Raw genomic sequence first — 26,310 nt, forward strand, 5'->3', positions numbered from 1 at the left:
TCTGATTGCGGTCACACTCGAAATGCAACCGCAGCACTTCCCTGATTTTGCGCATGGTCAACCTGACATTTGCCATTCGGCACTCCCGACAAAACTGTCGATCGTGCCACCGTTGACCCGCGTCGCCGCCACCTCAAACTCCTGTTCGCGATGGCGTGGAAACCCTGTTCTTTTTGCCGTGGAATCGGCGTTCACTTTGCCGTGGAATTCGTGTTCTTTTTGCCGTGGAATCCCTGTTCACTTTGGCGTGGAATATTCAGGTAGTCGCGCCCGATTCAACAGGTTCGGTCGACAGCCAGGTCTGATCGAGGCCTTTCTGCAGGATCAGCTTGACGGCTTTGTAGCTTGGCGTGCCGAAGTGATTCGCGCGACGGCAGGCCGCCTCCAGGCGCGACGCGCCGAACTGCTGGGCGAAGCGCAGCACGCCCTGTACGGCGCGCAGCTTGATGAGAACCTGATCGCCGAAGAGTGCGTGAACAAGCGCGTAGCAGGACGGCCCGATACGCTGCGCTTCTCTCAGGCACCATTGGGTGTCGTGCAGTTGCCAGGCCTGTGCTGCTGGCGGCATGTGATCGGCCACCGTGCTACGCGTTCCTGGCGCAGTCTGGCGGACATGCGATGCCGACAGTTCGTGCTCGTAGTAGAGCTGCACCATGGTGGCGGTTGCCTTGAGCCACAGATCTTTACCGGCAAGCCGGAACGGCACGGAATAGTAGGCACGCTGGAACTGCACATGGGCGTCGCGATGGACCTTCACGCGCGCCCAGGTTGCCAGCTCGGGCGGCACATCGGGAAGCGGCAGCAACAGCGCCTGTTCAACGTCGTCGAAACGCTGGAGCGGCACCTCGCGCGTCGTGCCGTGCGTCCGGGTGCCGGCCTCATGCATCACCCAGGATCGCGCTTGCCGGTTGGCGTCATCAAGATCACGGAATTCGCGAAGAGGAAGGAAGCTCGACTTCACGTATTTGACGCCCGATTCGACAATTCCTTTTTTAGCCGGGTCCCTCGGCGGACACGGATCGATCTTGAACGAATACCCTTCGGCGCACTGCGCGTAGGCGCGCTGGACTTCGGGTTCGTAGATACAGGCCTTCACGATGGCACACTTGGGGTTATCAAGGATGACGCGTGCGACCACGCCATTGAACCATTCGAAGGCATGACGATGACATAGCAACCATGTGTCGACGCTCTGGTCGCGGACAAATTCCACGTATTGATGCCGCGACCAGCACAGCGTCATCACGAAGAACCACGTCTTGTGGATCTCGCCGGTGTGCGCATCGGTGATGGTCGGACCTGCGCCGAAATCAACCTGTGCGGCTTCAGCAGGTTTGAACTCCAGCCGCATCGGTACGTCCGGGGTGAGCTCCGCCTTCAACTGCTGAAGCAGCCTGTACACGGATGAGTAGCTTCCCTCGTAGCCGTGATTGCGCACCAGCGCGCTGTGAATCGTCGTGCCGGGGACGCCCGCGTTGTGCCACTGGGCAATCTGTTCGCGCCACGGTTCGGCCGACGAGATACAGCTCACTGGCAGGAATTCCTTGCGACTGAACGCTGTAGCGAGCTGCGCGTCATCCGGCAGAGCGTTGCCCGGAGAAAGCCACCCTCGCTCTGTTGCGATCTCCCGCACGGCTGCCAGCTTCTTACGGCCCATGATCTTCGACCGGTCGATATCCCGGTCGGAGTCACCCTGGCGCATTCGCACCAGAACCTGTCGATATTGGTACATCTCGAACTTCCTCTTCAAGCCACCCTCCGGAGCAAATGCGTGCCGGGAGGGTAGCGGTTGGCGAAGTTCGAGCGCCCGACTCAGACGCCAGTGGCGCCTTTACGGCGGAAATTTACTGGCGCCTATACGCCGAAAGACTTGTGGCGCCTAAACGCCGAAAAGTCCCTGGCGCCTTTATGCCGAAAACGGTTTGGCTCCTTAACGGCGAAAGTTCACAATGCGCAGCCACGCGGTGAGCTGCGCCTCCAGCTTATCGCCTGTCTGCGCCACGGTCACAGCACCCGCCTGTCACGCAAGCGGGGCACTGACCGGCGCGGCCAGATCCCCGACATGGTGAGCATCCATGTGCGCCCGCCTGAGGTCGACGACCGGGTGATGCCAGGTCACTGGGAAGGTGACTTCATCAAGGGCGCCGGCAATCAGTCTTCCGTCGGCGTGCTGGTTGAGCGCACCAGTCGCCTGGTGCTGCTGGCGAAGATGGAAGACGCCACCGCCGCCTCGGCACTGGCGGGCTTCACTGCCAAACTGAATTCGATCGCCGCCCCACTGCGCCAGAGCTTCACCTACGACCAGGGTAAGGAAATGACCCGGCATCAGGAGCTCAGCGCCGCCACCGGCGTGCGCGTGTACTTCTGCGATCCGCACAGTCCATGGCAACGCGGTACCTGCGAGAACACCAACGGGCTGCTGCGGCAGTATCTGCCGAAGGGCACTGACCTCTCGATCTACAGTCAGGACGAACTCGATGCCATCGCCGACAGCCTCAACAGCCGACCTCGCGCTACCCATGCATTTCATTCGCCATTCGAGGTCTTCGAACGTATGCTCGCAACCGCTTCGATAACCTCAGCTTCCGCTCATTAACCCGCTGTTGCATTTCAGCTTTGAAACCGCCGGAATTTATCCGGGTTCCTAGCTGATGCAAGCCAGCCCGGCGTGCGACCACGTCCGGACCATTCATCGCCCGTGTCGGGATTGCGGTACTGCGGCGGAAGCTTCGATTTAGCGGCTTTCGACTTCTTGCGACCACCACCGAAGATGTCCTCCGGCGTCAATTCATATTCCTGAACCTTCTCACGTATATCGGCAATTACGGCCTGAAGTTCAGCCTTCCGAAGCTCCTCTGCTTTCTTCTCGAGGTCACGAATTTGCGCCCTTACGCTCTTATAGGTCTGCGATGCCAGGAATGTCCTCTATGGTTTGTTATTGCCCTAGTTCCGAATGAATCCGAGCCGGAATTTAAAAGAGAAGTCTGATTCGGGGCCACATAGCTGAACCGCCTTTAGCGAATAAGCGGCTTTGCTCGGCGCCTCGAATCTCGAGTTCCGCCACCGCAACCCCTGAGCGGTCGGCAAGCCACTTCACACCCGGCTGGTCGAATCCGCGCTGCCCCGTTTCTGAAATGCGCCCCTCGGGGAACACCATCACGCGACCGCCTCGCGTCAACTCGGTCAGCAGGCTCCGTATGCCGAACGGCGCTGTCGCGTCGATCGGGATGATCTTCCCGAAGCCGAGCCACCCAAGGACTTGGAGGAAGCGAGTCGTGGCCCCTGCCCCACGCGAGTATTCGGTGTCGACTGCAAACGCGAGCGGTACCGGAGATGCCAGCGCAACAATGATCCCGTCCAGCAGCGAAACGTGATTGCACACGAGAATGCTCGGCTCCCCTGAACTAAGTATCGCCGCCGTCGAGGCCTTGTATGTCACGCGCACGCGAAGCATGCGCAGCAGGACCGGGCGTAACACGTAGCGCAAACCTGCTTTGAGACGAGGAGCGTTCATGCGGTCACCAGTAACGAGCCAGTTCAGGATCAGCGCTGTGTGCTAGGGGCAGGCCAGTAATCTGGCTGAGATCTCGCAAACGCGGGAACCCTTGGCGGGCGATCGGCCGGCCCGTGACGCGATCCTTATAGAGAATGGCCGGCGTGCCGTAGATCTGAAGACGCTTGAATAGATCCATGTTCGCGCGCAGCGAGGCCTGCGTGCCAGGGCTGCCCGTGACAGGCTCGACCAGTCTGCAGCCTGCGCATAGCCGCCGGCGGATCATTAGCTTCGAGCAGCGCAGCGGCCTTGCCAAACGAATCCTGCTTGATGAGGCCAACCAAGATCCAGCGCACCTGCAGACCCTCGGCCTCGTAGGGTTGGAGAGCTTTCCAGAGCAAGTGGCAATAGATACAGTTCGGATCCGCGACCGCGTAGATGACAGCCTTCGGATTCGACGCCCCCTCACGAACAGAGGCTGCTTGCTCGACATCCGGCCACGCGTGCTCAAGCAGCGGTCGCTTGATCAGATCCTCGGTATAGCGCTCGGTGAGATCGATGCGATCCGGGCCAACCAGGTGACCAGCCAAAAGGTACTTTCCGTCCGGAGTGGTGAAGACGATCTTCGTCGAGGGTGGCTGGCCTTCCTGGACAAGCCACCCCTTAAAACCGTCGGGGGCGTCAAACGCTCCGGCAACCTGCCCCTGCCCAGGGGCGATCGCGCGAACGACGGAGGGAATGGCCGTGCTAACTGGCACGCGGACAACGGGGTCAGCGTTCTTGGTGGTAGGAGCAGCCGGGGCTTGCGACGGGGGAAGGCCCATGTATAAAGCCGCGATCAAGAGTACGCGGCGGGCGCCGGCGAGGCGCTGACCGGCCACCGGAGAGGCGAAGGGCGATTGTTGAATGTCCATGCCCTCCTATACGGCAATAGGCACGAAAGTTTCACCCCTCTCACGAAAACATAGCGAAACCACAAAATACGTATCAAACGATACATTTCGGCGCCGGCGCTCTGCGAGCCCTGCGATACCCCTCAAAAACGCCGAAAAATTCCTCCAGAGAATCCATGAGGCCGTGAAACATCGAGCCCGAAAAGGCCCAATATCTCGACGAAACCTTTATCAGATAAGGGGGAAAGCCGAGTTAATTTTCGCGTCAATTGTTTCACGGCGAAGCCTTTGGTGTATCGTCGCCGGGGCTACCTTGACGGCCACCCACGCGCCCAAAGGGCGCGTGTTGGAAGTTATGGAGCGGCTGTCGGTATATTAACTACCGCGTCGTTCAGCCAACCCGTGACAAAGGCCGAAAGAGATCCGGATGCTCCTCGGCCAAGCGGCGGCGGAGAGCCATTGCCGCACTGTCCGTGCAACCGCGATGAGCGCGAATCGAGGCCAGCGTGGTCTTTGCCATGCCCGCCCGGATGGCGGCCGCGAGATCGGCCAAGTCCACCACTTCCTCGCCCTCCTCCACCGCCGCGGCGGTGGCTACGATGGGTTCAACGGGAGACTCAAGTTCTGCAATGACCGGAGCGACGGGCTCTTCGCACAACAGAGGCTCGTTCGCCGCGGCCCGCACCACGACAGCAGGAGCAGTTGGCACGCCGCTCGGCTGGGGAGCCGCCGCTGCGACAGGGGCCTGAGGCGCGATCGTTCGCGGCTGTGGTCGCGCCACCGATGCCCATGAGACGACAGCCACAGCGTCGACGAGCCAGCCCAGCACGATGGCCACGATCAGGCTGATCTGGGTAGTCCCAAGACGCAGAACGGTCGCCAGATCGGCCACAAACGGGTCCACGCGCGCATCATCCTGAGCCTTTTGGCTACGGTCGACAGCGGCCATACGCGCGTCAGAGGCCTTCTCAGTTCGAACTGCCTCTGCATCCTCTATCCTGAGAGCATCCAGGCGGGCCGACAGCGTTTTGCGACGCGCAGCCACCGCCCCGCAATCGGCACTGCACCGGCGAGCATCGAGAACCGCCAGATTTCGGAGCACCGTGGCCACTTCAGCAGCAATTTGAGTACGGCTGCGCGAGCTTGACGCGGGCGGAAGAGCGGGCACGGACGTCATCGCAGCAACAGCCGAAGCGCGCTGCTCCCCTACCCTGCCCTGCGCATTCAGAAAGAAAGTCGCATGGGTGTAGCCGGTGGCAATAAGCGCGCCGATCCAGATGGGCAGCACCATGCCCTTAACGGACACGCGCGCGCCCTTGGTCAGCGCCGGCAGAAGATGCGCGGCCAACAGGATCACGACGCCCGTGGCAACCCAAACCGCCTTCTCGGCCCACGTCGCTCCTCTCTCCTCGCCGGCGATGACTGTGATGAACAAGGAGGTCAACGTAGCTGCAACCCCGAGACAAATGCTGACTAGGCGGCCGCTGGGAGCGACACGATCAAACTGCTTTCCATAAACCAGATGTGCCATACAGGTCTCGTGTGGAGTTCGCGGCCAGAAGGAGCGCCGGACCGCTTGTCGTCAGCGAACGATGTTCGTCAGGAGATGCCGGAGCGATTGCGCAATGCCCGAAAGATCCGCGTCGGTCTCCCCATGAATGTCCAGGACAATGCCACCCTCTCGCTCCACGAGCACCGCATGGATCTTCCCGTCAGCCGACCGATACTGCTCGTTCGTATGCTTGTCGCCCTGCGGTGCAGCGCGGCCAGGTTTGTGCTCTGGGTGCTGCTGAGCCAGCCGAGCCACAGGAGCAACCGGAACTGACCGTTGGCGCGGAGACCTAGTCGCATCGGGCGCATCGGCCTCACGGCGCGTGGCATTGAAGCGAGACCGAAACTCGATGACCTGCCGTTGCTTCATGTCGAGACGTACTATTCGTTCGACAAGGTCGAGAGTCTTCTCGAGGTCCCCCCCGTTGTCCTGGTGGAACTTGCTAACCTCATAGGCCACCCGAACCGGGAATCGCTCCTGATTCGACATCATCTCGAGCATGACCTCCTCTGCCAGCTTGCCGATCGTCAGGGTCTGGGAAACGATAGATTCGTCCTGACCGAGCGTCTCGGCGAGCTCCTTCTGGCTTGCGAAGTGCTTGTTTTCGAGCAGATAGGTCCACTTCACTGCATTGTCAAACGGCGTCTGGTTCTCGCGGCGCGTGTTGAGTTCGTAACCGAGCTTGTAGCTCTGGATACCGATCGGAACATCGACGACCATCGCGCGAGCCTTGGCATGCTTGAGAGACCGCATCGCACGCACACGACGACCGCCGTCGTGAACAAAGAACTCGCCGGGGAGATCGTAATCGGGCACCACGTGAATCGGTTGCTGCTGCCCCGCTTCTGCAATGCTCGCGATGAGGTCCTCGAGGCGCCTGGCCAAGTAGAAGTGCCGGGGATTGAACACCGACTCCTTCACCTGACTCAGACTCACCTCAATCGTCGAACCTGGTTGATAGTTGTTCGCAAGACACCAGCGACGGTACTCGGCACTCCACTCAGTATCCTCTGGAAGCGCAGCGGGAACGGCCCGCGCAGCAGCGCCTGCCGAAACGGGATTCGTTTGCTGCGCATCGAGTTCTTCTGCAAGGCGGAATCGGTTGCGTAGCGCGAGCGGAGCCTCAATGGAACTGACCGACGCAGTCTGGGGTGATTGCTCGTCCTTTTGAAGAGACGCGCGCATTTTCGCCATCAGCGGATTTTTGGACATAACCTATCCTCCTTCCTTAGGCCTTCGCCTTTATCGACGGACGATAACGATCGCCCACGCCGAGCATCTCGACAATTTCTTCCGTCAACTCGCTCACCTCTGTTGCCGCAGGACGGAAGGAGCGAATTGGCGCGTACACCGTCGCACCAGCGGCAAACGCCTGGGGATAGCATTCGCGTGTCCGAATTCGAGTCTTGAAGAGCGGATAACCCTTCTCCTGAATTTCATCGTGGCACAGGGTAAACAGCATCCGGCGCTCGTCGGCCACCTGGTTCAGGAGGAAAGCGAACTTGAGATCCGGGTTGTCATCCTCTTGCACCAGACGGATCTGATTGACAAGGACCACCGTTGCACTCAGGTCCATTGTGTTCGGGCGCAGCGGAACCACCACCAGGTCACTAACCATCAACATCTGCGTGACCTTCCTGTCCAACTGCGGACGGCCGTCGATGATGATGAAGTCGTACGCGGACATGAGTTTCTCGATTTCCCTCGGCGCCTTCTCGGTCGCCGCAGCGAGATTGCTGTACGGGAACGGGACATCCTCACCGTTGTTGAACCACTCGACGATCGTGTTCTGCGGGTCGAGATCCACGACCATAACCCGGGCGCCTAATTGATGGAGGCCGGACGCAAGATTCATCGTCGTCACAGACTTTCCGCTGCCGCCTTTCTGGTTGGTGACAAAAATAATCTTTGCCCAGGTGTCCTGAACCGCCCCGCCCTTCTCTGCTGTTGTACTCATCCGTTCCTCGCATGAACGTGGTTGAAAGTTTGCTCAAACAAACTCTTCGCCTCTCTCGTCAGCATCAACTAACCACCAAACCACTCGCAAAAAGAAAGCATTAAATATTTAAGATGGCGCATTGGCAGCGATGATAAATGCCAACATGATGCGTTGCAAGGCGGTGTCGGCTTCTAACAACCATTCTGCGGCTATTCCAGAGTTTGTCCAAACAAACCAAGCAGACCGTCGTGCCTTCACCGATAGACTGGTAGCAGGCGAACCACACGCAAGATCCCAGCACTAGGCGGCGCAGACCCTGGCCCACGACGGAGCCACCGACTAGCAAGCGAAGGCTGCACGAAGTTGCTCAAAACTCCTTGCTCAAGCCAATCCCGGTCACGCGATCAGGTCGATACGCCAAAGTTTGCTCAAACAAACTACCCCCTTCCCCACCCATGACCAACACCATCTCCCAGCCGGCCGATGGTTTGTTTGGACAAACTACCGGTCTAAATCGCATCAAAGCACCTCGCGCGCTCATACGACCGCCTAGCAGTCGAAAGCGAAAACGCCTGTCAAAGCGAAGAGTCAACCCCGCGCTCACAGCGCGTATCGCCCTCAATTGACCGGCGCGTCACTAATATCGCCGACTCAATGCGGCGGTCCGCACGAATCGACTGCCAAGCAATCCACGCTCGACAGTGGGTGCAAACGATACATCTCACGAGCGGTTTGTTTGAGCAAACTCTTGGCGCTTCGACGATCTCCTCTTAGTGGCGCATCCGGTGTTACGCCATGTTTCCGCGGTAGACGCCGAGTTTGTTTAAACAAACTCCGGGGGTCACTCCAGCGAGTCGCAGCTTCCCCGGCCGTCCACTCAGTCGCAGAAGTTTGTCCAAACAAAATTTGGCAAGGCGCTTCAACCACGAGGCGCAGCGCGGGCGATGCGCTGAACTGAGTGTCGCGAGCTCGCGAAAGCTGTTCCGGTATGCTTCGTTCGCGATTTGTTTGAGCAAACCCGGACGGTGCGTCGGAAATGCTCTCGATCGAATGATGCGGTCGACCGTGAGGCGACAATGGGTGCGCTTTTTGCGCTAGGGACCCGGCAGAGTTTGTTCAAGCAAACTAGAAGAGAAGGGCGGGGCGGGGGAGGGGGAGGGTGGGTGCCCGATGCAACGTGCCGAGTGGTCATCCGGGGTGCGTGTTAAGTCGAGTGGTTGACAGGCATGCGGATTGCGCGGTGAGTTTGTTTGGACAAACTGTTGACTCGCCGCCTCTCCACCCCATATTGTTGCAGTGGGTCTGCTCGGCCCCAAACGAGCATCAGGTACAAACTTGTACGTCCGCGTTCGGCATCGGTCAGCCTTGCTATAAGCCGATCGTACCGTCTAGGCCCGCTCATCCTCAGCTGCAGACGGGGCTCGGAAGGCTTGGCCACCGGGGAGGGTGCTGGGGGCTTCTCCTGCATCTGTGGCCCCCCTCGAAAGCCGATCGGGCGTAGCCCGCCGCGTTCATCTTGAGGAGCTTTCGGAAAACCCTATTGATGGATCCGACAAGACCCCGAGCGGGCTCTGGCGGGCGCAAGATACAGGCTTGCCGCAAGAGAGTCGCCCACGCCCAGCGAGGTCAATTTTAGAAACGCCGCGGTAGACTTGGTCCGCTCGAACTCATCGGCCTCGACGACGCGGCGATTCACACGGTGAAGACACTTGACCACGTTGTTACGACGGCGTCGGCCAAAGGCGAGACGTCAGATTGGATCGACCTGTGACGGGGCAGATCGAGAATCTGCCGCTCGTTTGTCGCGATGGGGAAGGGCGCCGAGAATCGGTTTAGAACACGAGGAGTCCGGTTGTCGAGCACCCCAGCTGATGCTCGCGAAAATCTTAGACGGAGACCTTTGCCTTCGTCATTACAAATTGAAGAACGTCGCTATCAGTCGGTGTGCCCCACGTGTCCTCTCCCAGCCACGTAAAGAAGGCTGTTTCAGACGCTTTCTTCATTTTCGCGGCGGACGTGATTTTCAATAGAGCCGTTTCCTGTTGCTCGTTATAGCGGTCAATCAATGCAGCCTGCTCTCCCGGCTCGAGTTCGAGGAAATAACGTCGACTTTCAGCCCTTCGATCTGCAGCAAAGAGTGCAAGTACTTCCTCGGAAGTGCTCGTCACACTTTCTTTGGAAGACAATGCCGCCGTTGCTTTTTCGACTAGCGGTGATCCCAGGGTGTAGCCTTTATTTAGCGCATTTCGGAAGTATGCCGGAACGCTCTCAAGTGATGCGAGCTTCGAGGTCATACGCTGCTCGACATAGCGCACAGCCTGCGTCACAGCATCGGGACCAAACTTCGCCAGCAGCTTGCGAGCTTCGGAATAGGGCACGCCGAGTTTCTTGACGGATGTGATCAGCTCTAAGTCTGACGGCTCGATTACCTCTTGTTTGACCTTTTCTTTGACGAGGAATTGCAGTGCCGAGATTGCGCGGCCTTCCTTGATCTCAATCAGTTCGAAGTTGTGGTCCGATTTCGTGTTGATCTCGTCCAATGCCTTCAAAAGTACGGCACGCTTGAACTCTTTATATTCAGCGTACGATCCCTTGCGCCACTCCATGCCGACGATAAGATCACGCCAAACGTCAACTGAAAGTACAGGCGTCTTCCCGATACCCGCGTACCTGAGAACATTCTGGTAGACGGGTGCGGTAACCGCTTTACTGAAGCGATTCATGATTCGGAAATCTATCCAAGCCCATATCTCCGGATTCATGAAAAGCTCACGCAGGTTGTCCGCGTAGTGGTAATTGAGCATTCCCCCTTTGGAAATCTTTGCACCCGCCAGCAAAGCGCTCGAATTCCATTCGCCTTTGTTGAGGCCTGCCAGATAATCCCAATTCACCCCGAAGGTAACGAGTTCGTCGATGATTGCCTTGATGTACCGCGTATTGTTGGAGTTCTCAAGGCCGATCTTCTTGGACAAATCTCCGATACTGATGGTGTACCAGATTCGCGTCGAATCGACCTTGTACTGGTCAGTTGCGTGCTTTAGCAACGCATCGAACACGCGGTACTGCTGAAGCGTCATAGCGCGTTCCCTCGGCGCCATGTGTACCGCGGAGACCGCCTTCTTGTAGGGCTCTGGCAACTCAACGTCTGGGAAAAGCCCGAATTGATCGGTCGCTCCTTCCGCCTTTGCTGCCGTTTGTTTTCTCGTAACCACGGTCTCAGGTCCTGTCCCGGAGAGGTTGGCTCATTGTACCGAAAGGTGGAAAACGGTGTGAGACTTTTACACCATTCCTAGGTGGAGTGATTTGGGATGAGCGAGGAGGGACCCGGCGCAGCGGTGCCCATCCAGTCGCTCGTAAAAGTTGAACCGATCTAGGCGATTTGATTTGTAAAGGATTTTCTAGAAGTGGGCGCTTACGTCGCAGCGGGATACGGACCATATCTATCCACCTTTGAACGTTCGAATGGTGTAGTTTTTTGGTGTCCCTTCCGTTTGCGATCCCAAATTTCTACACCTTTGCCTGCCGGACAGCCTCGGCAGGCCGCCAAAAGGGCGTTTTCGTCCCATAGCGTTACACCTAGCGCACGCGGATCAGACAGGGACAGCCCAAATCTATACACCACCCCGCCTAGACCTAGAACGCCCCATGACCATACACCTCTATATTTCCGTCCAGCGGCGTATGGATCCCATAGTCGTACACCTTCCCACGGAAGTTGACGGCGATTGAATCCCATGCAGTTCCACGCAATGGCGACGATTCCGATCCTGCAGTCCTTTATCAACCCGGCACTTTCAGCGGCGCAACTCCTCTAATCGCATGCCGAGCTGAATTTCGCCTGCGTCATGACAGTCCCAAACTTTTCCACCTTTGCATCGCGACGATCATCCCAAAACTGCTCACCTCAGCAAAGGTGTATTGATCCCATGATGATCCACCGTAACGGAGAACCTTCATCCACCCGTCCCCCTCATGGAGGGATATTCGATCCCAAAGGACCACACCTAAAGTCAAGCGAACGGGTCCCAAAACCTTCCACCTGACCGCCGACCAGGAATTTCTCCCATAGCGCTACACCTTCGCACCATATCCACACACTCTCGGCCCCAGAGCCTTACACCGTCTCCCCATATCCACACGCCCTTCGGACCATAAGCGTCCACCCGATGTCCCAAAGGGCTACACCTGACCGCCTCGAAACCCTTATCCAGCAAGGAGTTCACCCCCTGTAAACGTATTAAAGGGGTGAAGTGTTTTCTATAAAGACTGAAACGTCGGTCGTGTCGTAAAAAAAGTCCAGAACCCGAAACCGATCGCTCGAGCCACCTCACCACAACGATCACACGGCAACCGAGGGGCACACGTATGCCCCCGCGTTCGCTGAAAGCCCGTCCAAAACTGTGCGATTCGCTAGGAAACCACATCAACGGCCAGCGCAGGGTGCGGCACATCAACACAAGAATGAGAGCTTTTTTGGTATAGCTTTCAACAAGTAGGGTAGCGCTACAAGATCCTCAAATAAGACGACCTTGAGCCAAACACCGCGCCGTTGGATCTCAACACCCTCAGCATAGACTCCGTCGCCAAGTCCATTCTTTAGATTGCGTCACACAGTGAACTGGCGATGAGACGAATGGAAAAGCGACGTAAAAACAAGCCCCATATTCACTCGGTCACGTCCATGCCTGACAAGGCCGAGACAGATCACGACTCTGCAGCCAGATCGCAGACTCAAAAGTTCGCCTTTTCGACCGTTCATTTCGTGAGGGACTGGGGATGACACTTTTTAACATTCCAACATGGACTTCTCCCTACGTTCCTCATCGGACCTGCTGCAAAGAATCGAAGCCGAGACGGGTCTTCTCACCCGCATCCGAAGCTCATCGGAGGCCAAGCCCGAAGTCTTCGCGAACTACTGGCAGCCGTTGATCACCGCCGTCGCGGATTACGTCCAAGAATGCCCTCTGGAGCAAATCTGCTTCTCCGAGCCCGGAGGACTTCTTCGGTACGCACTCATGGCGGGCTACTACTCGCTACAAATCGGTAACCAGCAGTTCTTCACGGGGAAGCACGGCGCCGAAAAGCGCCGAATTCTGGTGCCCCAGTACAGATTTGCGGTGTTTTTTTCGACGCTGGCTGGAATCCCGGCCACGATGCATGCGCGAGCGATCATTCGCGCGGGGGAGAAGACTTGGACCCCCTTCCACTCGAAGCCAGCGCTTAGCGACTGGGTTCGTGCGCAGAATGCGAACAGGTTCAGCATCGAGTGGCGACTGTCGGAACTAAAGGTGAGTCCGGCGAACGCCGTGGCCTGGGCTGCGGACATCGTAGGTATCGGGACCTGGCAGAATCTGGCGGAAGAAGTCGCCGTGCTTGCGCACGATGCGATCTATCAGGTCGATCCCAAAACCGGCGAGTCGCCCGTCACTACCTGTGTGCGTCAGGCGTACCGAACTGCCCGCGAATTCGAAACGCGTGCGATGACCGGGCGTTGCCAGAAGAGCACACTGCCTGACGGCGTCACATCTGAATCAATTCAGCAGTTCGGGGAGGGACTGGGAACGCCCGCAGCTGGATCGGCCGCAGCCGCAGGTCAGTCGCAGCAAGGTGGTAACACTCCGAGCGAAGCACAATGCTCATCTGAAACGCCCGCGACTCCGCCTGACGCGAATGCCTCGGCCACCTCTCCCTCAACGGTCGAACAACCGGCTGCAGAACATACGACGAAAGCACCTTCGACGCCAAAGTATCCCGACATAGTCCTCGACATCTTCAAGGCCATCCGAGCCCTCGATGACTATGAACAGATCAAAAAATCCTGCAACGAAGTCGAGTCGGGTATTGCTGTCCCCGTGACGATTTTCGCAAAGCATGGACTGCCTGCCTCGAAAGTGCTGCAGATCCTCGAAGAGAACAAGCTCATCGTCGAGATCTCTTCGACGAGAAAGAGCCTCATCCTCCAAAAAGCGGCCCGCGGCCTCCTGTTCGAGTGAGCACTCCACGATGAAGACTTATCACGACATGTTCCGACCGGCCTATGAGATCCCGGCGGTTGTCACTTGGGTGCTCGGCGGAATTGTTTTGATCCTCAGTTGCGCCTTGGGGGCTATGCCGATCGAGTGGGCGGTGTTCGGCATCGCGTGCTTCGCTTTCGCAAGCCGCCGCTGGCTGCAGGCCGCAGACCTCTTTCGATTTCGTCTGTCGCTCAGCGGGTATCGCGTTGAGGAGATCACCGTCGACGAGCTGATGGAGCGGTCCAAGCAAATGTCCGATGCTCAGAAGCTCTACATCGGAAACGGTTTTGCGTGGGATCAGGAACAGGCAGAGATAAGCAAGCACTTGCTGCGTCGAGGCAAGGCCAATATCCCGCCGCTCCCGAAGTGGCTCCCGAATCGAATCGTCGAAGCGATGAAGTCGGCGGGCTGGAAGCCTGTCGACGACAGCAAGATCGGTGTGCCGTGGATTCACGGAATCAATCCAGACGAGCATCCCATCGGCGCGGGTTTAGAAACGCTGACTGGCCATACGCTCGTGACGGGTACAACTCGGGCCGGCAAAACCAAGTTCTATGAGATGTTGCTCGCGCAGCTTGTCCACATGGGGAAAACGATAATTTTCGTTGATCCGAAAGGGGACAAGGACATCGAAGACCGCTTGCGTGCCGAGTGCGCACGGACCGGCCGGCGCTTCTATTATTTCCATCCGGCGCACCCGTCCAGGTCGATTCGACTGAGTATCCTGGCGAACTGGAACAACGTCTCGGACCTGGCATCACGTATCGCTGAACAAGTCGATGCGAACGGATCGTTCCAAGCCTTCGCGTGGAAAACGCTGTACCGCATCATCCGCGGCGAGTTGATGGACGGCCGCAATCCGACGATCCGCTCCGTGAAGCGCTGGGCACAGGTCGGCGTCGAGGACCTGCTCGAGTCGATCCTTCGGAAGTGGTTTTACAAGCATGTGGGACCGACGTGGGAACGAGACGCGCAGGCCTTTGCCGATCCTAAGAACGCGTCTCCGCTCCTCGCATGGATCTCGCTCTACACAAAGACGTGCCAGGACAACGACATTCCGTTCGACGAGACCATCGACGCATTGTGCGCAATGGTCAAGCACTCGAAAGAACACTACTCGAAGATGATTCAGGTGCTCGAGCCGCTACTTGAAATGCTTGGCTCGGAAGAAGTCGGGCGCATGCTGTCCCCTGATCCGACCGACGTCTTCGACGAGCGCGACATCATGGACACGCGCAAGATTATCGCTGAAGGGGCGGTGCTCTACGTGGGTTTGGATTCGCTGTCGAATACGACCATCGGCTCGGCGATCGGCTCGATCATCCTGGCAGACCTCGCGTCGGTCTGCGGTGCGATCTACAACTTCGAAGGCAAGAACGATGTCCACCTTTTCGTCGACGAAGCGTCCGAAGCCCTGAACGCGCAACTGATCCAGATTCTCAACAAGGGTGGTGGCGCTGGCATGCAGTGCTACATCGCTACGCAAACCATTTCGGACTTCATTGCCCGGATGGGAAGCAAAGACAAAGCAATGCAGGTGCTCGGTAATCTGAACAACGTGATCACGCTCCGTCTCAAAGACTACGAGACTGCGAAATGGGTCGCTCAATCGTTCGGACAGACCGGCTTCCGAGAAGAGTCGCGATCGGTCAACTCCGGGCGCAACAGTACGAGCCACCCGACGGATTTCTCGGGTTCTGGCTCACGCAGCATGAGCGTCAAAGACATCGCGCTTGTATCCGAGGATTTGCTGACGCGCCTTCCCCCCATGAACTACTTTGCCTTCATCGGCGGTAGTTGGTTGTACAAGGGCCGAGTGCCCATCATCAGCCGTTGAGCTGGGCTGAGGAGAAACTGTCGAATGACTGAAATCACAGAAAAGATGGTTGCCCCGGTTGCGATGTCCAAGGTGGCGCGCGACGGCATGCTATTCCCGAAGGCACGGGATATCTGGCTTGACCACGCTCTGCTCGAGTCCGCTTCGGACAGCCTGGCCGCCCATTTGAGCGGTGCGCTGCCCGGGCGCGATGGCCCACTTCTTCGCGATTGTTTGATCGACGCCGTTTCAGCCTATCGCGCGACTGAGAAGCCTGGCGAGATGGAAGCATTCGTGGCTTACCTTGTTGCGCTTGTTCGTCGCGCAACCGACGTGTTCGATCTGAGCGTCGAGGCTCGTGTCGTCGATGGCGTCGTTTCGTGGGATCCACTGAGGGAACCCCTTCTGACATTCGTCACCCGAAACGGCGACGGAGAAATCACGGTGACTCGCCGACCGGCGGACGATGCTGTTGAGAATGATCGCAACGAGTCCACCGTACTGCTCGTGGCGCGACTCATGCCTGAACCGATCGCTCGCCGCGTGGTGCGGCATGTGATGGCGCACGCAAAGAACACTGGCATCTGATATGGCTAAGATCCGAGACAATCCGTTTGTCGGGAAGGTCTATTTCTGGTGGATCATCGCGCCGATTCTCACGCTTCTGATCTGTCCGATCTTCATGCTGGAGGATAGCTTCAAGATTGCGCCTTCCGAAATCGAGTTCGTGACCAGTTGTCGGTCCGATGTCGACGCGATTACGCAGAGCGCGACCGATGTGTTCCAGTCGTGGTTCGTCAACACGGGGATGGTGCGTCTGACCGTTAACGACTACCAGAAAGCGCAAGAGTCAGGTTACAAGGGCTATGCGTGGGCCGGCTCGATTATGGATGCCTACATGGAGCGAGTGTGGCGCTACATGTATCGGGTGATCTGGAGGTGGGCGGCATTCTGGCCGTTCTATCTCGTGGGCCTCGTCGGAATTTTCGTTCCATGCGTGGTGGATGGCCTGGTTGTTCGCTCCGTGAAGCGGAGCGAATTCGGTCTCTATAACCCGATCGGCTTCAATCTCAGCGGATCGGCCGCGGCGATCTTCATCGGCTGGCTCTGTTTCGTCCCGTTTAGCCCGTGGTCGCTGGGCCACTGGATCATTTCCAGTCTGTTCCTTGGCTTGGGGCTGATGACCTGGTTCACCGTGGGGAGTTTCCAGAGCCGCACCTGATTTCATCAATCCCGTAAAGGCTCACCTTTCGACTGGCCGTGCACGGCAGTTTCTTGTCGTGGCACGGCCAATCGCATTTTTAGCCGTCGAACCTGCCAATGACGAGAAACTGAAAGAGCGGGTCATCAAAGGGCTTTTCGTTCAGGTTCAGGCAAGCCCGCATCCGAAAATTTCCCCAGGTAAACGTCAGACTGCATTTGGGGAAAAAGGATGGCCGACAAGGCACACGTGATGGAAGTGCTCAGGAAGAACCTAGAGCCATTGAATGCCCTGTTCGAGGATCCGGCCGTGAATGAGGTCATGGTGAATCCGGGCGGCATCGTGTACGCCGAGCGCGCCGGCGAGATGATCTTCATCGACGACGCTGGTATCCGAGATGTCCAGATCGAGAGTGCGATCGTTGCTCTCGCGAAGACCGTCAACGAGACCGTACAGGCAAATTCGGCGAAAACCTTCATTTCTGCTTCGGTCGAGAACCTTCGTATTGCTGGCGCACTTGCTCCGGCGTCGCACGGTGGGCCGTCTCTGTGTATCCGAAAGCACCAACAGGGCGGAAAGCGTCCGAACATCGGTCAGCTAGTGGCGCGCGGAATGCTGACGCAGCAGCAGGCTGATCTGCTGGTCAACCTATTCGTGACGGAAAAGAAGAACGTCATGGTGGGTGGGCCGACGGGCAGCGGGAAGACCACGCTCGCGAACGCCCTGTGCATGTGCATTCCGGAGTACGAGCGGGTGATCTCTGTCGAGGACTCGCTCGAACTGGAACCCGATCTGAAGCATCACGTCCGTCTGCTGACGAATGCGTCACGAGGCGTGACGGCGCAGCTCGCTGTGCAGCACACGCTGCGAGCGCGGCCGGACCGCCTGATTCTCGGCGAGACCCGCGGTTCGGAAACGTTCGATTTGATCCGTGCTTTCAACTCGGGGCACGACGGATCGTTGAGTACCGTACACGCTAGTTCGGCTGAAGACATGTTGTACGCGCTGGAAATGCTCTACCAGATGAGTCTGCCGCCGGACGCAAGCCTGTCGCCGGAAGCAGTTCGTGGATATATCGCCCGCGCTGTGCACGTATGTGTGCACGTCACGCGGTCGGTGAAGCAGGGGGAGGACGGGAAGTTCCATTACGTCCGTCGTGTCGGTGAAATCGTTCGTGTCAAGGGAGTTGAACATGGAAAATACGTTGTCCAATCGCTTTGTTAAAGGCGTAACAAAAGCGTCCCGTATGCCGTCGGTGCAAGCTGCCGTCTTCGTCGCAGTGCTCGTCGCGAGCCAGTCGGTGATGGCGCAGACTTCGTCGGTGAACGTGTCGGGTCTGTGCATCATCCCGTCCATCCTGAAGGGGATCGTGGCCATCGTGGCAGTCGCGGCTGTTCTACTGTGGGCGATCGCTCACTACATGAACAAGAACGACATGGCTGATCTGACCGTGAAAATCGGCGTTCCGACCGTGCTGGCGAGCGTTGCCGTCACGATCATCACGCAACTGGGCCTGAACTCCCAGTGCTCCATCTAACGTGGTGAGCAAGTAGGCATGCGTACCAGTCCCATCATTCAGGCAATCGTCAACCCAAAGATGTCCGGCGGTCTGAGCGGTGCTCACACCGCCGTTATCTACGGATCGGCCTTTGTTGTGGGATACCTGGCATACCAGTGGCACTGGTGGGCGACGATCTTCCCGATCGTTGCCGCGTTTGTTGCGCAGGCCTACTACAAGAATCAGTTTCGGCATGATCTCTTTTCGACGGAGATCAGGAAGAACTACAACCAGATGGCTGACCGTTACCACCCGTGGCCTCGCGAGACTCTCCAGGGTAGAGGGCAACGTCCGAAAGGTTTCGGCCGTGACTTTCGGTGCTAGTCGGGCGGACTGGATAGGTACTCGTCATGGCAAAGTCGGCTGAGCCGGTGCAACCCATATACCAGGTCAAGGAAGAGGAGCGGCCGCTTCAAGAGCTGCTCCCGTGGATGACCTACATCTCGGACAGCGTCATCCTGAACAAGGATGGTTCTTTGCTGGCCGGGCTCGAATTCTCGGGGCTCGATCCCGACAACATCGATGATGAACTGGTCAATCGCGCTGTGGAAGAACTCGAGCGCGCAATCAACGCGAACCTCGACGAGCGGATCACGCTCTGGATCACGACCAAACGAAAAAAAGCGTACAGCTACCTCAAGCAAACCTTCAAGAATGAGGTGGCCCGTCGAGTAGACGAGGCTTATGCGCGACCATTCAGAAACGGCTCGTTCTACCAGATGCACCACTGGCTCTTCGTGCTCTACACGGGGAACACGGGTGTGGATGGCGTGATGGATCGGGCTCGCCATATCGAGGCAGAGGAGCAGATTTCGGGGCCGATGGCGTACCTCAAGGCGATGAACGGATCGGTGTCGACGGCCTCGGGGCTCGCGCGCGATCGCCGACAGCTCGAAATGAACTGGAAGACATTCGAGCAGATCCTCTCTGCGTTCATCGGCGCCACGCCCGCCTTGTCTTTCCGACGACTGCAGGAACGCGAATTCGACCGCGCACTGTTCCAGATCTTGAATCCGGCCAGCGAGTATGACGTCGTCGAGCGGCCAGACTACGCCATGCTGGATGGCTGGCTGCCGGCGGATTCGGTCGTCGTCGGCTCGGACGTTATTCGATTCACGGGCAACCGCGGCGACCGGTACGCGGCGGTCTACGGCGCCAAACAATGGCCCACCCGATCGAATCCGATGCTGCTCGAGAACTTGCTCCGCTCCGACAACGAGCTTGTCGTGACGCAGATCGTGCGGTGCATGGGAAAGGAGGGGAGTGAAAAGCAACTGACGGACGTCCGGAACTTCCTCAAGATGACCCAGTATTCCCTGGCCGCAACGATCATCTCGAAGGCAACTGGGAGGAAGCCGGAGGCCGCTCCCGGCAAGGCTGAGCTCGTAGCGGACGCCGACGCTGCTCTCAAGCGCCTGACAGGAGGGGGCCCGAATGCAGCGTATTACAACTTGTCGGTAATGGTCTTTGATCGAAACCGAGAGAATCTTGAGAGACGTTGTGCCAACGTCGAGCGGCTGTTCTCTCTCAAGCGGCTCCTTACGTTGCGCGAGAGAGAGAATCTCGGCCCGAGCTACGCCGCCATGATGCCAGGCAACTGGCAGTGGCAGGCCCGCTACCATTTGATTCACGTCGACAACGTGGCAGACTTGGCGCCGATTTACACAATGAACCCGGGCCCGCGGATTCACGCGCATTTCTCCGAGGTACTCAAAAAGCGGACGCCTCCGCATGCAATGTTCATCGACAGCTACGGCTGTCAATATCGGTGGGTGCCGCACGTCGGCCAAGTCGGCCATGCCATTCTGATCGCTCCAACGGAGTCGGGCAAGACGACGTTCGTGAACTTCTGCTTGTCACAGTTCCAGAAGTACGGCGATGTGAACACCTTCATCTTCGACAGAGATGCATCGGTCAAGATCACGACATTCCTGCATGGCGGCAAGTATCTCGACTACAAGGCCGGGTCTCTACGGCTGAATCCGTTCCAGCTGGACGATGGCACGGACTTTAGCCGCATATGGGTACGCGAGTTCCTCATCCGGATGCTCGAGCTTTCGGGGTATGAGATTCAGCCCGAAGATCGCGAGGAGATTGATCGAATCCTCGGCAACATGTACGACGAGCACTTTACCAGCCCAAGGACGATCGCGACGTTCCATGTGCTGTGCCCGCCGCGGATGTCTGAGGCCATTGGTGAATGGCTGCATGATCGACCGTATGGCATTTTCGACAACGAGGAAAACGACTTCAGTCTCGAAGCGTGGACTGCCATCGAAATGAAAGAACTGGCAGCGATTCCTCGTCTGTTCGAGATGTTCATGGAATATGCGTTCCGCTGTATCGACATGTCGCTCGATGGGCGACCGACTTTCATTTACCTGGAAGAGGCGTCTTTCCTGCTTCAGATCGAAACGTTTGCAAAAAAGATCGGCGATTGGCTAAAAACATTCCGCAAAAAAAATGCCTTCGTATGGCTAACGGTGCAGAGTCCTGGTTCAATAAATGGGCCCGTACGCGAGGACCTTATCGACAACATCAAGACGACGATCCTGATGTACAACAACAAGGTCGAGTCTCACCGCGAGTTCTACAAGAAGAACTTCGGTCTTAATGATACGCAGATCAATAGGGTTGGTCGTCTGCGGCCGCGGCTCGAATACATGTTCGTGCAGGACAACTTCACGAGAGTCGTTCAGACGGTGTTTACTCCGGAAGTTCTGAACTATCTTCGTTCGGAGAAACACCTGCAGACAATCTTCAACAGGCACAAGGCGGTGGAAAAGACCAATCCAAACTGGCTTGACGACTACCTCGCAGAAGCCGCGACCATCAAACGAGTGGACTATGACCGTGAACCTGAAAGTGACGAAAGCGTCGACGCGCAAGCTGCCTAAGCTTGTCGCTCTCCTTACCCTGTCTGCGGCTACTGTTCCCGCCTTCGCGGGCGGCGGCGGCGGGCTCGTATTCGATCCGACAAACTTCATGGAGAATATTCAGACAGCTATTCACACGCTGGCGCAGGAGCAGTTGGAGATCGAGTCGGCGGCGCGTGAAGTGCAAATGCTGGAGAACTCGGTCAAGAATGCCGGCAACACGGTCAAGAATCTGTCCGGCATCACCTCGATCGTCGGCGCGGACCAATCCGTTTCCGGCTTGATGAATCAGTGGAACGTCGACGCGTCACTGATGAATCAACTGGGCGGCGAGGCGAACTTCGTTACGGGTGTCATGTCTCAATACGCCGCGAATCCGGCGACCGGTAGCTTCACGAGCTATGTCCAGAACCTCGCGAGTCAGTCGGCCGCAGGGCAGCAAAACGCCACCTCGCTGATTGCGAACTACACGAACATGTCGAACGAGCTGCAGAAGACGATGCAGCAACGGCAGTCAATCGCCACCCAGAACTCAGGTCTCCTCGGCACGAATGACTCGATCGCGATCACGAACGCTGCGCTCGACAACATCTCGGAGATCAACCAGGCAGCGCTTCAAGGCATCCAGACGCTGGTGCGCCAAGAGGCCTATAAGCAGTCGGTCGATGCCGCCGACACTCAATCAGCTCAGCAGGCACAACAAACGTCAAGTTCGATGTCGCAGAACGCCGCAAATGCCGTCAGCAACATCCCGGTCGTTACGAACCTGCTTGGATATTAAACGCACAACCAACCTGAGTTGAAAATGGGCATTACGAAAGATCGTTGGCAGCGGATTCTTTTGGGAGTTTTACTTCCACTTTGTTTGCTCATGCCTGCGTCTTCTCGGGCGCAGAGTCTTGGGGACCAAATCGCGAGTGCGGCCGCCGCCGCTGTTGGGTCCTCTTCGTCGGCGGCATGCCAGGCTGTCTCGACTGGAGATCAGGCGAACTTGAGTGCGATTGGCTCATTTGTAAATGTCATTTTGTCGCCTATCAATAGTGCGCAGTCTGCGATTTCATCGAAGGCCAACTCCATGGCATCGAGTGCAACTCCCATCGCGCTCGCGCTCGCAGGAGTCTTGGCACTTTCCTATTTCCTGTGGGGCATAGTGGATTCCTTTGCCGGGAGCGGAGATAGCTTCATGGGGATCACGGTTGGTTCGTTGGTGCCTGCTGTGATCGTGGCTGCGTGCCTTGGATCATATGCTGCACTTGTGGGTACAAATGGTGGACTTCAGGGGCTTCTAGGTTCGTTCACTCAGGCCGCTACGGGGTCGTCGTCAGCGTCCGGCGCGATAGCGTCGTATATGCAGCAGCTCGCGAAGACCCTTGCGTCGTCGATTCTGGCCTACTATGGCCAATTGGGATGCGTTCCATTCTACAAGTGGAGCCTTGTGTTGATCGGCGAGCTTGTTTTGGGCGCACTTATACTTTTCGCGGTAACTGTGCTTTCTGTCATTGCTGTAGGCGAACTCGTTGGCGTGATGCTCACCGGGATCGTGATGGTGGGTCTTGGTGTCGCGGTCGGCCCGCTATTTGTAGCGTGCGCGGTTTGCAAGTGGTCTAACGGCTTTTTTACTGGATGGCTGAAGTTTCTTTTGGGCGCTTCTGCGTATCAGATGGTCATTAGTGTCGTGCTCACACTTGTATCCTCGATGCTAAGCACTGCCCAGTCTCAGATGAACGCAACAAATCCTGCGGTCGGTGGTACATCCGCTGGCGTATCTTTTGCCGGACTACTGGGGCTTCTCGGGATAACGTGGGTCATTACTCATTTGTTCAAGGACATTCCGAGGATTGCCAGTAGTTTGTTTGGCGGTGGGGCCGTCGGTCATGCGAGCTTTAATAGGGCAGCGCATGCCATGGCTGCCGCCGTTGCCGGCATGGGCGCTGCTAATGACGATAAAGTCAGGGACGCTATAAGGAACGCTGGCAAGGGCGAGAGCGACGAGAAAGGCGGCTCTGGCTCGTCGGGTGCTGGTAGCGGAGGTAGTGGTGGACCTTCGGTAAATTCGGAGAGTGGCTCTTTTAGCGCCACTCCGGCACTCACCAGTTCAGAGGAGTTAGGCGGTTTTGAAAGGGAGAGTCCATCACAGGATAGCGGGGCAGGTGGCGGTCACTGGCAGGAGATTGGCGGCGGCTGGGAAGCGGATTTGGGTAGCCAGGCGAAGTGATTGCCTGACCAACGCCTCGCGAGTTGCGTGAAACTAACACGCCCACGAGTCCTGAACTGCACCCCGAAAGTAGCTCACGTCAAGAGTGATGGTGCGCGAGGTGTCCGCGTGATCGGCGCGTCAATCGGTATGTAGCAGGTGGTAAAGCTGTCACGTGCGGCGATGGGAGGTATGTCTCCCATCGGATCGAGTGGACGACGGCTTACATCACTGGCAGTGCCGCAATGGTCGTTCGAGCGGCAACTGGTGGGCAAGTATCAACGCCGGCTACCCGGCTTCGACGATCACGTCATCAGCATGTACGCGCGCGGCATGAGCGTGCGCGAGATCCAGGGCCATCTGCTGGAGCTGTACGGGCTGCAGGTGTCGCCCGACCTGATTTCCACCGTCACCGATGAAGTGCTGGCCGAGGTCGAGCAATGGCAGCAGCGGCCGCTCGAAGCGATGTATCCGATCGTGTATTTCGACGCCCTGCGGCTGAAGATTCGCGACGAAGGCACGGTCAAAAACAAGGCGGTGTACCTGGCGCTGGGCATCCGCGCCGACGGCCGCAAGGACATCCGGAAAAAGCTTCGGCGACTTCGGGTTTTTGCTCTCTACACAACCAACGCCATCGAGAGCATGCACATGCAGTTGCGCAAGATCGTCAAGAACCGCGGCCACTTCCCCAGCGACGAGGCCGCCAGCAAGCTGCTGTATCTGGCCTTGCGCAACATCGAAAAGGATTGGAAGATGCCGCCTATCACCTGGCGGCAAGCGGTCAATCAATTCGCCATTCTCTTCGGCGAGCGCTTCACCAGCGCGATCGACTGAGATCTTTTACACCGACCTCAGCACACAGAATTTCTGACACGTCCCGCAATGGCGGAACCCGTCATGTATATTCGCCCATACCGAAGGTGTTGCGCCTAGCAAAAAAACTCACAACGCCATCTACCAGACAAACCGCTGATCCTCATAACATAACGCACGTTGCATACGTATCCAAAAGCACAGTGGCGCCGCCAACGCTGATCGGTTGCGCCACAGGAATTAAGGAACGCGCTTCACATCAACGGCATTCTGGCCGGAAAAAACGACATAGCCAGTCTGAGTAGTAAACCCAAGAATTGACCAACCGATCGGCGCCTTGAAGAAGTCAAATGTGAGCCCCTCGATTCCTGCCACGTCACTGGACTCTTTGCCAGCTGTAAAGTTCAGGAGGTCGGTTGGCGTCAACGTCTTGATCTTCTCATTCACAGGTTGCCAGCCACCACTCTTGGAACGGTTGTACGCAACATACTGACCACCATTTTTTTCGATCTTGAGCAAAGGTTGGCCGTCTACGCGGTCATAGGTGCCGACGAGCGGGTCATTCGAATCTTCGCGACCACCGCAAGCAGCGAGGACGAAGGCGATAAGAACGACAACCAGATACTTGAACATAAGTTTCCTTATTAAGGTAGACAACGGGCGAGACACGTTTATGGACAGAGAGAGGTGGTCTCGTTCGTTTGGGCAGTTTTTTGAGCGTTAAGTGGAACGCGCGGAACATCACGCTGCCATTTTAATCGCAGGCACCTCTGTCCGCTGGGGCGTTTCAGTTTCAACATGTGATGCGATTAGGTCGTCGGTAGGGAAAAGTCACTTTCACTTTATGCTATTGATGAGTGTTTTTCTAGGATCTTCGTCCCACAGGTTGCACTCGACATAGTTGCGGTCGGGAAGGATGTGGCGGATCGTTCCCGGAGCCGGTTGATGCCCAGCCACACGCCAAGCGTACACAACGATGTATGCGAAGGACAGGAAAGCCTCGGTCGAAACCCATTCGCAGACGACGACACCGCTCTGCCATCCCATACCTGAAATGTGACTCCTTATGAGGCACGGTGCGTCTTTGGCGAGTGGGTAGGGATGTCCTGGCACATGGAGCGCCCCGATCACCATGCCCAAGGAGAGCGTCCGGGGACCGTCTTCGGGGTAGACGCTGCCACGGAACAGCGTACCCGGCTCGACCTTTACCTCGTAATCTTCAGGTTTCGCATTCGGATTGCCCACGATGACTGCTCCGTCCGGCGTGATGTGTCGAAGGAATGGGACATCGATCGACGACGCCACATGCTTCCATGCTTGCAGGAGTAGGCCGGAATACTGCACCAGCGCTGCCTTGCTCCGATATGTGATTGTCACGATGTTATTGACGTCCTCGATGCTGAGAACTTGCTCGCCCGCGTGGAAGTCGCGCATCACGCTCTCTTCAGGCCGGGCAAGAGCCTTCATGGCCCCATACAGATATACATATCGCTGGGAGCGGCCGCGATTTTCCGGAACTACCTTAATAATGGACATTCCAACCTCGATGATCGTTGGTGACATGGGAGGTAATTTTTCCTCACCTGAAGCAATCATATCGCCTAGTATTCCGGTGGCAAACCGCAATGATCTTTGCCGTCATCCGATTGGCGAACTGGTCGGTGTGTGCTGACGGGTATCCTTATGGTCGGCATCGGGGTTGCGGTGGGCCCGGTTCTTTGTTGCGTGCGCGGTGTGCAAGTGGTCGGGGGACATTTCAAGGGGTGGCTAAAGCTTCCTTTGGGAGCGTAAGCGTCTGCGTATCAGATGGTTTTGACATCCTCCGCGCCATCAGCCTTTGGCTGCTGCGCAAGCGCAGAAAAGACGGGGCGCGATCAAATCTGAAGTGCAACACCTTCCTCGTGTAAGGTGCGCACATGCAAAAAAGAAGAACGTATCAACAGCTTCAGCCTGAAGAGCGC

General features: G+C 57.4%; 20 protein-coding genes and 2 pseudogenes. 12 read left to right on the top strand and 10 right to left on the bottom strand.

Going from position 1 to position 26,310, the window contains the following annotated elements:
* Nucleotides 1–256: 256 nt before the first annotated feature.
* Complete coding sequence (istA, locus tag P3T23_RS44075) at nucleotides 257–1,732, bottom strand: IS21 family transposase (RefSeq protein WP_429322353.1); 1,476 nt, start codon at nucleotides 1,730–1,732, stop codon at nucleotides 257–259.
* A gap of 219 nt (nucleotides 1,733–1,951) precedes the next feature.
* On the opposite strand from istA, the pseudogene P3T23_RS44080 reads away from it, so the two are divergent.
* Nucleotides 1,952–2,596, top strand: a pseudogene (locus P3T23_RS44080) (IS30 family transposase); the annotation flags it as partial.
* Between the two features lie 14 nt (nucleotides 2,597–2,610).
* On the opposite strand, the gene P3T23_RS44085 reads toward P3T23_RS44080, so the two are convergent.
* From P3T23_RS44085 to P3T23_RS44115, 7 genes are all read right to left on the bottom strand, one after another.
* Nucleotides 2,611–2,787, bottom strand: a complete 177-nt coding sequence (locus tag P3T23_RS44085) for an H-NS histone family protein (RefSeq protein ID WP_429322334.1) — start codon at nucleotides 2,785–2,787, stop codon at nucleotides 2,611–2,613.
* 184 nt (nucleotides 2,788–2,971) lie between these two features.
* Nucleotides 2,972–3,514 carry a 1-acyl-sn-glycerol-3-phosphate acyltransferase gene (locus tag P3T23_RS44090; RefSeq protein ID WP_429322335.1) on the bottom strand — a complete coding sequence of 181 codons (543 nt, stop codon included), beginning with the start codon at nucleotides 3,512–3,514 and terminating at the stop codon, nucleotides 2,972–2,974.
* 125 nt (nucleotides 3,515–3,639) lie between these two features.
* Complete coding sequence (gene dsbG, locus P3T23_RS44095) at nucleotides 3,640–4,407, bottom strand: thiol:disulfide interchange protein DsbG (protein WP_429322336.1); 768 nt, start codon at nucleotides 4,405–4,407, stop codon at nucleotides 3,640–3,642.
* A 370-nt stretch (nucleotides 4,408–4,777) separates the two neighbouring features.
* Complete coding sequence (locus tag P3T23_RS44100; RefSeq protein ID WP_429322337.1) at nucleotides 4,778–5,917, bottom strand: hypothetical protein; 1,140 nt, start codon at nucleotides 5,915–5,917, stop codon at nucleotides 4,778–4,780.
* Nucleotides 5,918–5,968: 51 nt separating this feature from the next.
* On the bottom strand, nucleotides 5,969–7,150 hold the full coding sequence (locus P3T23_RS44105; RefSeq protein ID WP_429322338.1) for a ParB/RepB/Spo0J family partition protein: 1,182 nt from the start codon (nucleotides 7,148–7,150) through the stop codon (nucleotides 5,969–5,971).
* Between the two features lie 16 nt (nucleotides 7,151–7,166).
* Nucleotides 7,167–7,895 (bottom strand): AAA family ATPase, encoded by a 729-nt coding sequence (locus P3T23_RS44110; RefSeq protein WP_429322339.1) that lies wholly within the window; start codon nucleotides 7,893–7,895, stop codon nucleotides 7,167–7,169.
* 1,868 nt (nucleotides 7,896–9,763) lie between these two features.
* A complete protein-coding gene (locus P3T23_RS44115; protein ID WP_429322340.1) occupies nucleotides 9,764–11,089 on the bottom strand; it encodes a RepB family plasmid replication initiator protein in 1,326 nt (441 codons plus the stop codon).
* A 1,587-nt stretch (nucleotides 11,090–12,676) separates the two neighbouring features.
* Between P3T23_RS44115 and P3T23_RS44120 the strand changes: the two genes are divergently transcribed.
* The 11 genes and pseudogenes from P3T23_RS44120 to P3T23_RS44170 all read left to right on the top strand — a co-directional run.
* The gene (locus tag P3T23_RS44120; RefSeq protein WP_429322341.1) at nucleotides 12,677–13,870 is read left to right on the top strand and encodes a TraI domain-containing protein; all 1,194 of its coding nucleotides are present in this window, start codon (nucleotides 12,677–12,679) and stop codon (nucleotides 13,868–13,870) included.
* A gap of 10 nt (nucleotides 13,871–13,880) precedes the next feature.
* Nucleotides 13,881–15,728: a conjugative transfer system coupling protein TraD gene (traD, locus tag P3T23_RS44125; protein ID WP_429322342.1), complete on the top strand. Its 1,848-nt coding sequence runs from the start codon at nucleotides 13,881–13,883 to the stop codon at nucleotides 15,726–15,728.
* A 24-nt stretch (nucleotides 15,729–15,752) separates the two neighbouring features.
* Nucleotides 15,753–16,295, top strand: coding sequence for a hypothetical protein (locus P3T23_RS44130; protein ID WP_429322343.1), 543 nt, complete (start codon nucleotides 15,753–15,755; stop codon nucleotides 16,293–16,295).
* Between the two features lies 1 nt (nucleotide 16,296).
* Entirely contained in the window at nucleotides 16,297–16,929 is a 633-nt protein-coding gene (locus P3T23_RS44135) for a DUF4400 domain-containing protein (protein ID WP_429322344.1), read from the top strand.
* 210 nt (nucleotides 16,930–17,139) lie between these two features.
* Nucleotides 17,140–18,132 carry a CpaF family protein gene (locus P3T23_RS44140; protein WP_429322345.1) on the top strand — a complete coding sequence of 331 codons (993 nt, stop codon included), beginning with the start codon at nucleotides 17,140–17,142 and terminating at the stop codon, nucleotides 18,130–18,132.
* On the top strand, nucleotides 18,101–18,445 hold the full coding sequence (locus tag P3T23_RS44145) for a hypothetical protein (RefSeq protein ID WP_429322346.1): 345 nt from the start codon (nucleotides 18,101–18,103) through the stop codon (nucleotides 18,443–18,445). Before P3T23_RS44140 ends, P3T23_RS44145 begins: the two co-directional genes overlap by 32 nt.
* An 18-nt stretch (nucleotides 18,446–18,463) precedes the next feature.
* Complete coding sequence (locus tag P3T23_RS44150) at nucleotides 18,464–18,790, top strand: hypothetical protein (RefSeq protein ID WP_429322347.1); 327 nt, start codon at nucleotides 18,464–18,466, stop codon at nucleotides 18,788–18,790.
* Between the two features lie 26 nt (nucleotides 18,791–18,816).
* The gene (locus P3T23_RS44155) at nucleotides 18,817–21,363 is read left to right on the top strand and encodes a VirB4 family type IV secretion system protein (protein WP_429322348.1); all 2,547 of its coding nucleotides are present in this window, start codon (nucleotides 18,817–18,819) and stop codon (nucleotides 21,361–21,363) included.
* Complete coding sequence (locus P3T23_RS44160; RefSeq protein WP_429322349.1) at nucleotides 21,314–22,123, top strand: hypothetical protein; 810 nt, start codon at nucleotides 21,314–21,316, stop codon at nucleotides 22,121–22,123. The genes P3T23_RS44155 and P3T23_RS44160 overlap by 50 nt, the downstream gene beginning before the upstream one ends.
* A 24-nt stretch (nucleotides 22,124–22,147) precedes the next feature.
* Nucleotides 22,148–23,557: a type IV secretion system protein gene (locus tag P3T23_RS44165; RefSeq protein WP_429322350.1), complete on the top strand. Its 1,410-nt coding sequence runs from the start codon at nucleotides 22,148–22,150 to the stop codon at nucleotides 23,555–23,557.
* 222 nt (nucleotides 23,558–23,779) lie between these two features.
* Nucleotides 23,780–24,370, top strand: a pseudogene (locus P3T23_RS44170) (transposase); the annotation flags it as partial.
* Nucleotides 24,371–24,589: 219 nt separating this feature from the next.
* On the opposite strand, the gene P3T23_RS44175 reads toward P3T23_RS44170, so the two are convergent.
* Nucleotides 24,590–24,982, bottom strand: a complete 393-nt coding sequence (locus P3T23_RS44175; RefSeq protein WP_429322351.1) for a hypothetical protein — start codon at nucleotides 24,980–24,982, stop codon at nucleotides 24,590–24,592.
* A gap of 204 nt (nucleotides 24,983–25,186) precedes the next feature.
* Nucleotides 25,187–25,912, bottom strand: a complete 726-nt coding sequence (locus P3T23_RS44180) for a hypothetical protein (protein WP_429322352.1) — start codon at nucleotides 25,910–25,912, stop codon at nucleotides 25,187–25,189.
* Nucleotides 25,913–26,310 lie beyond the last annotated feature (398 nt).

It is taken from the genome of Paraburkholderia sp. GAS448, from assembly GCF_050435685.1.
Lineage (GTDB): Bacteria > Pseudomonadota > Gammaproteobacteria > Burkholderiales > Burkholderiaceae > Paraburkholderia.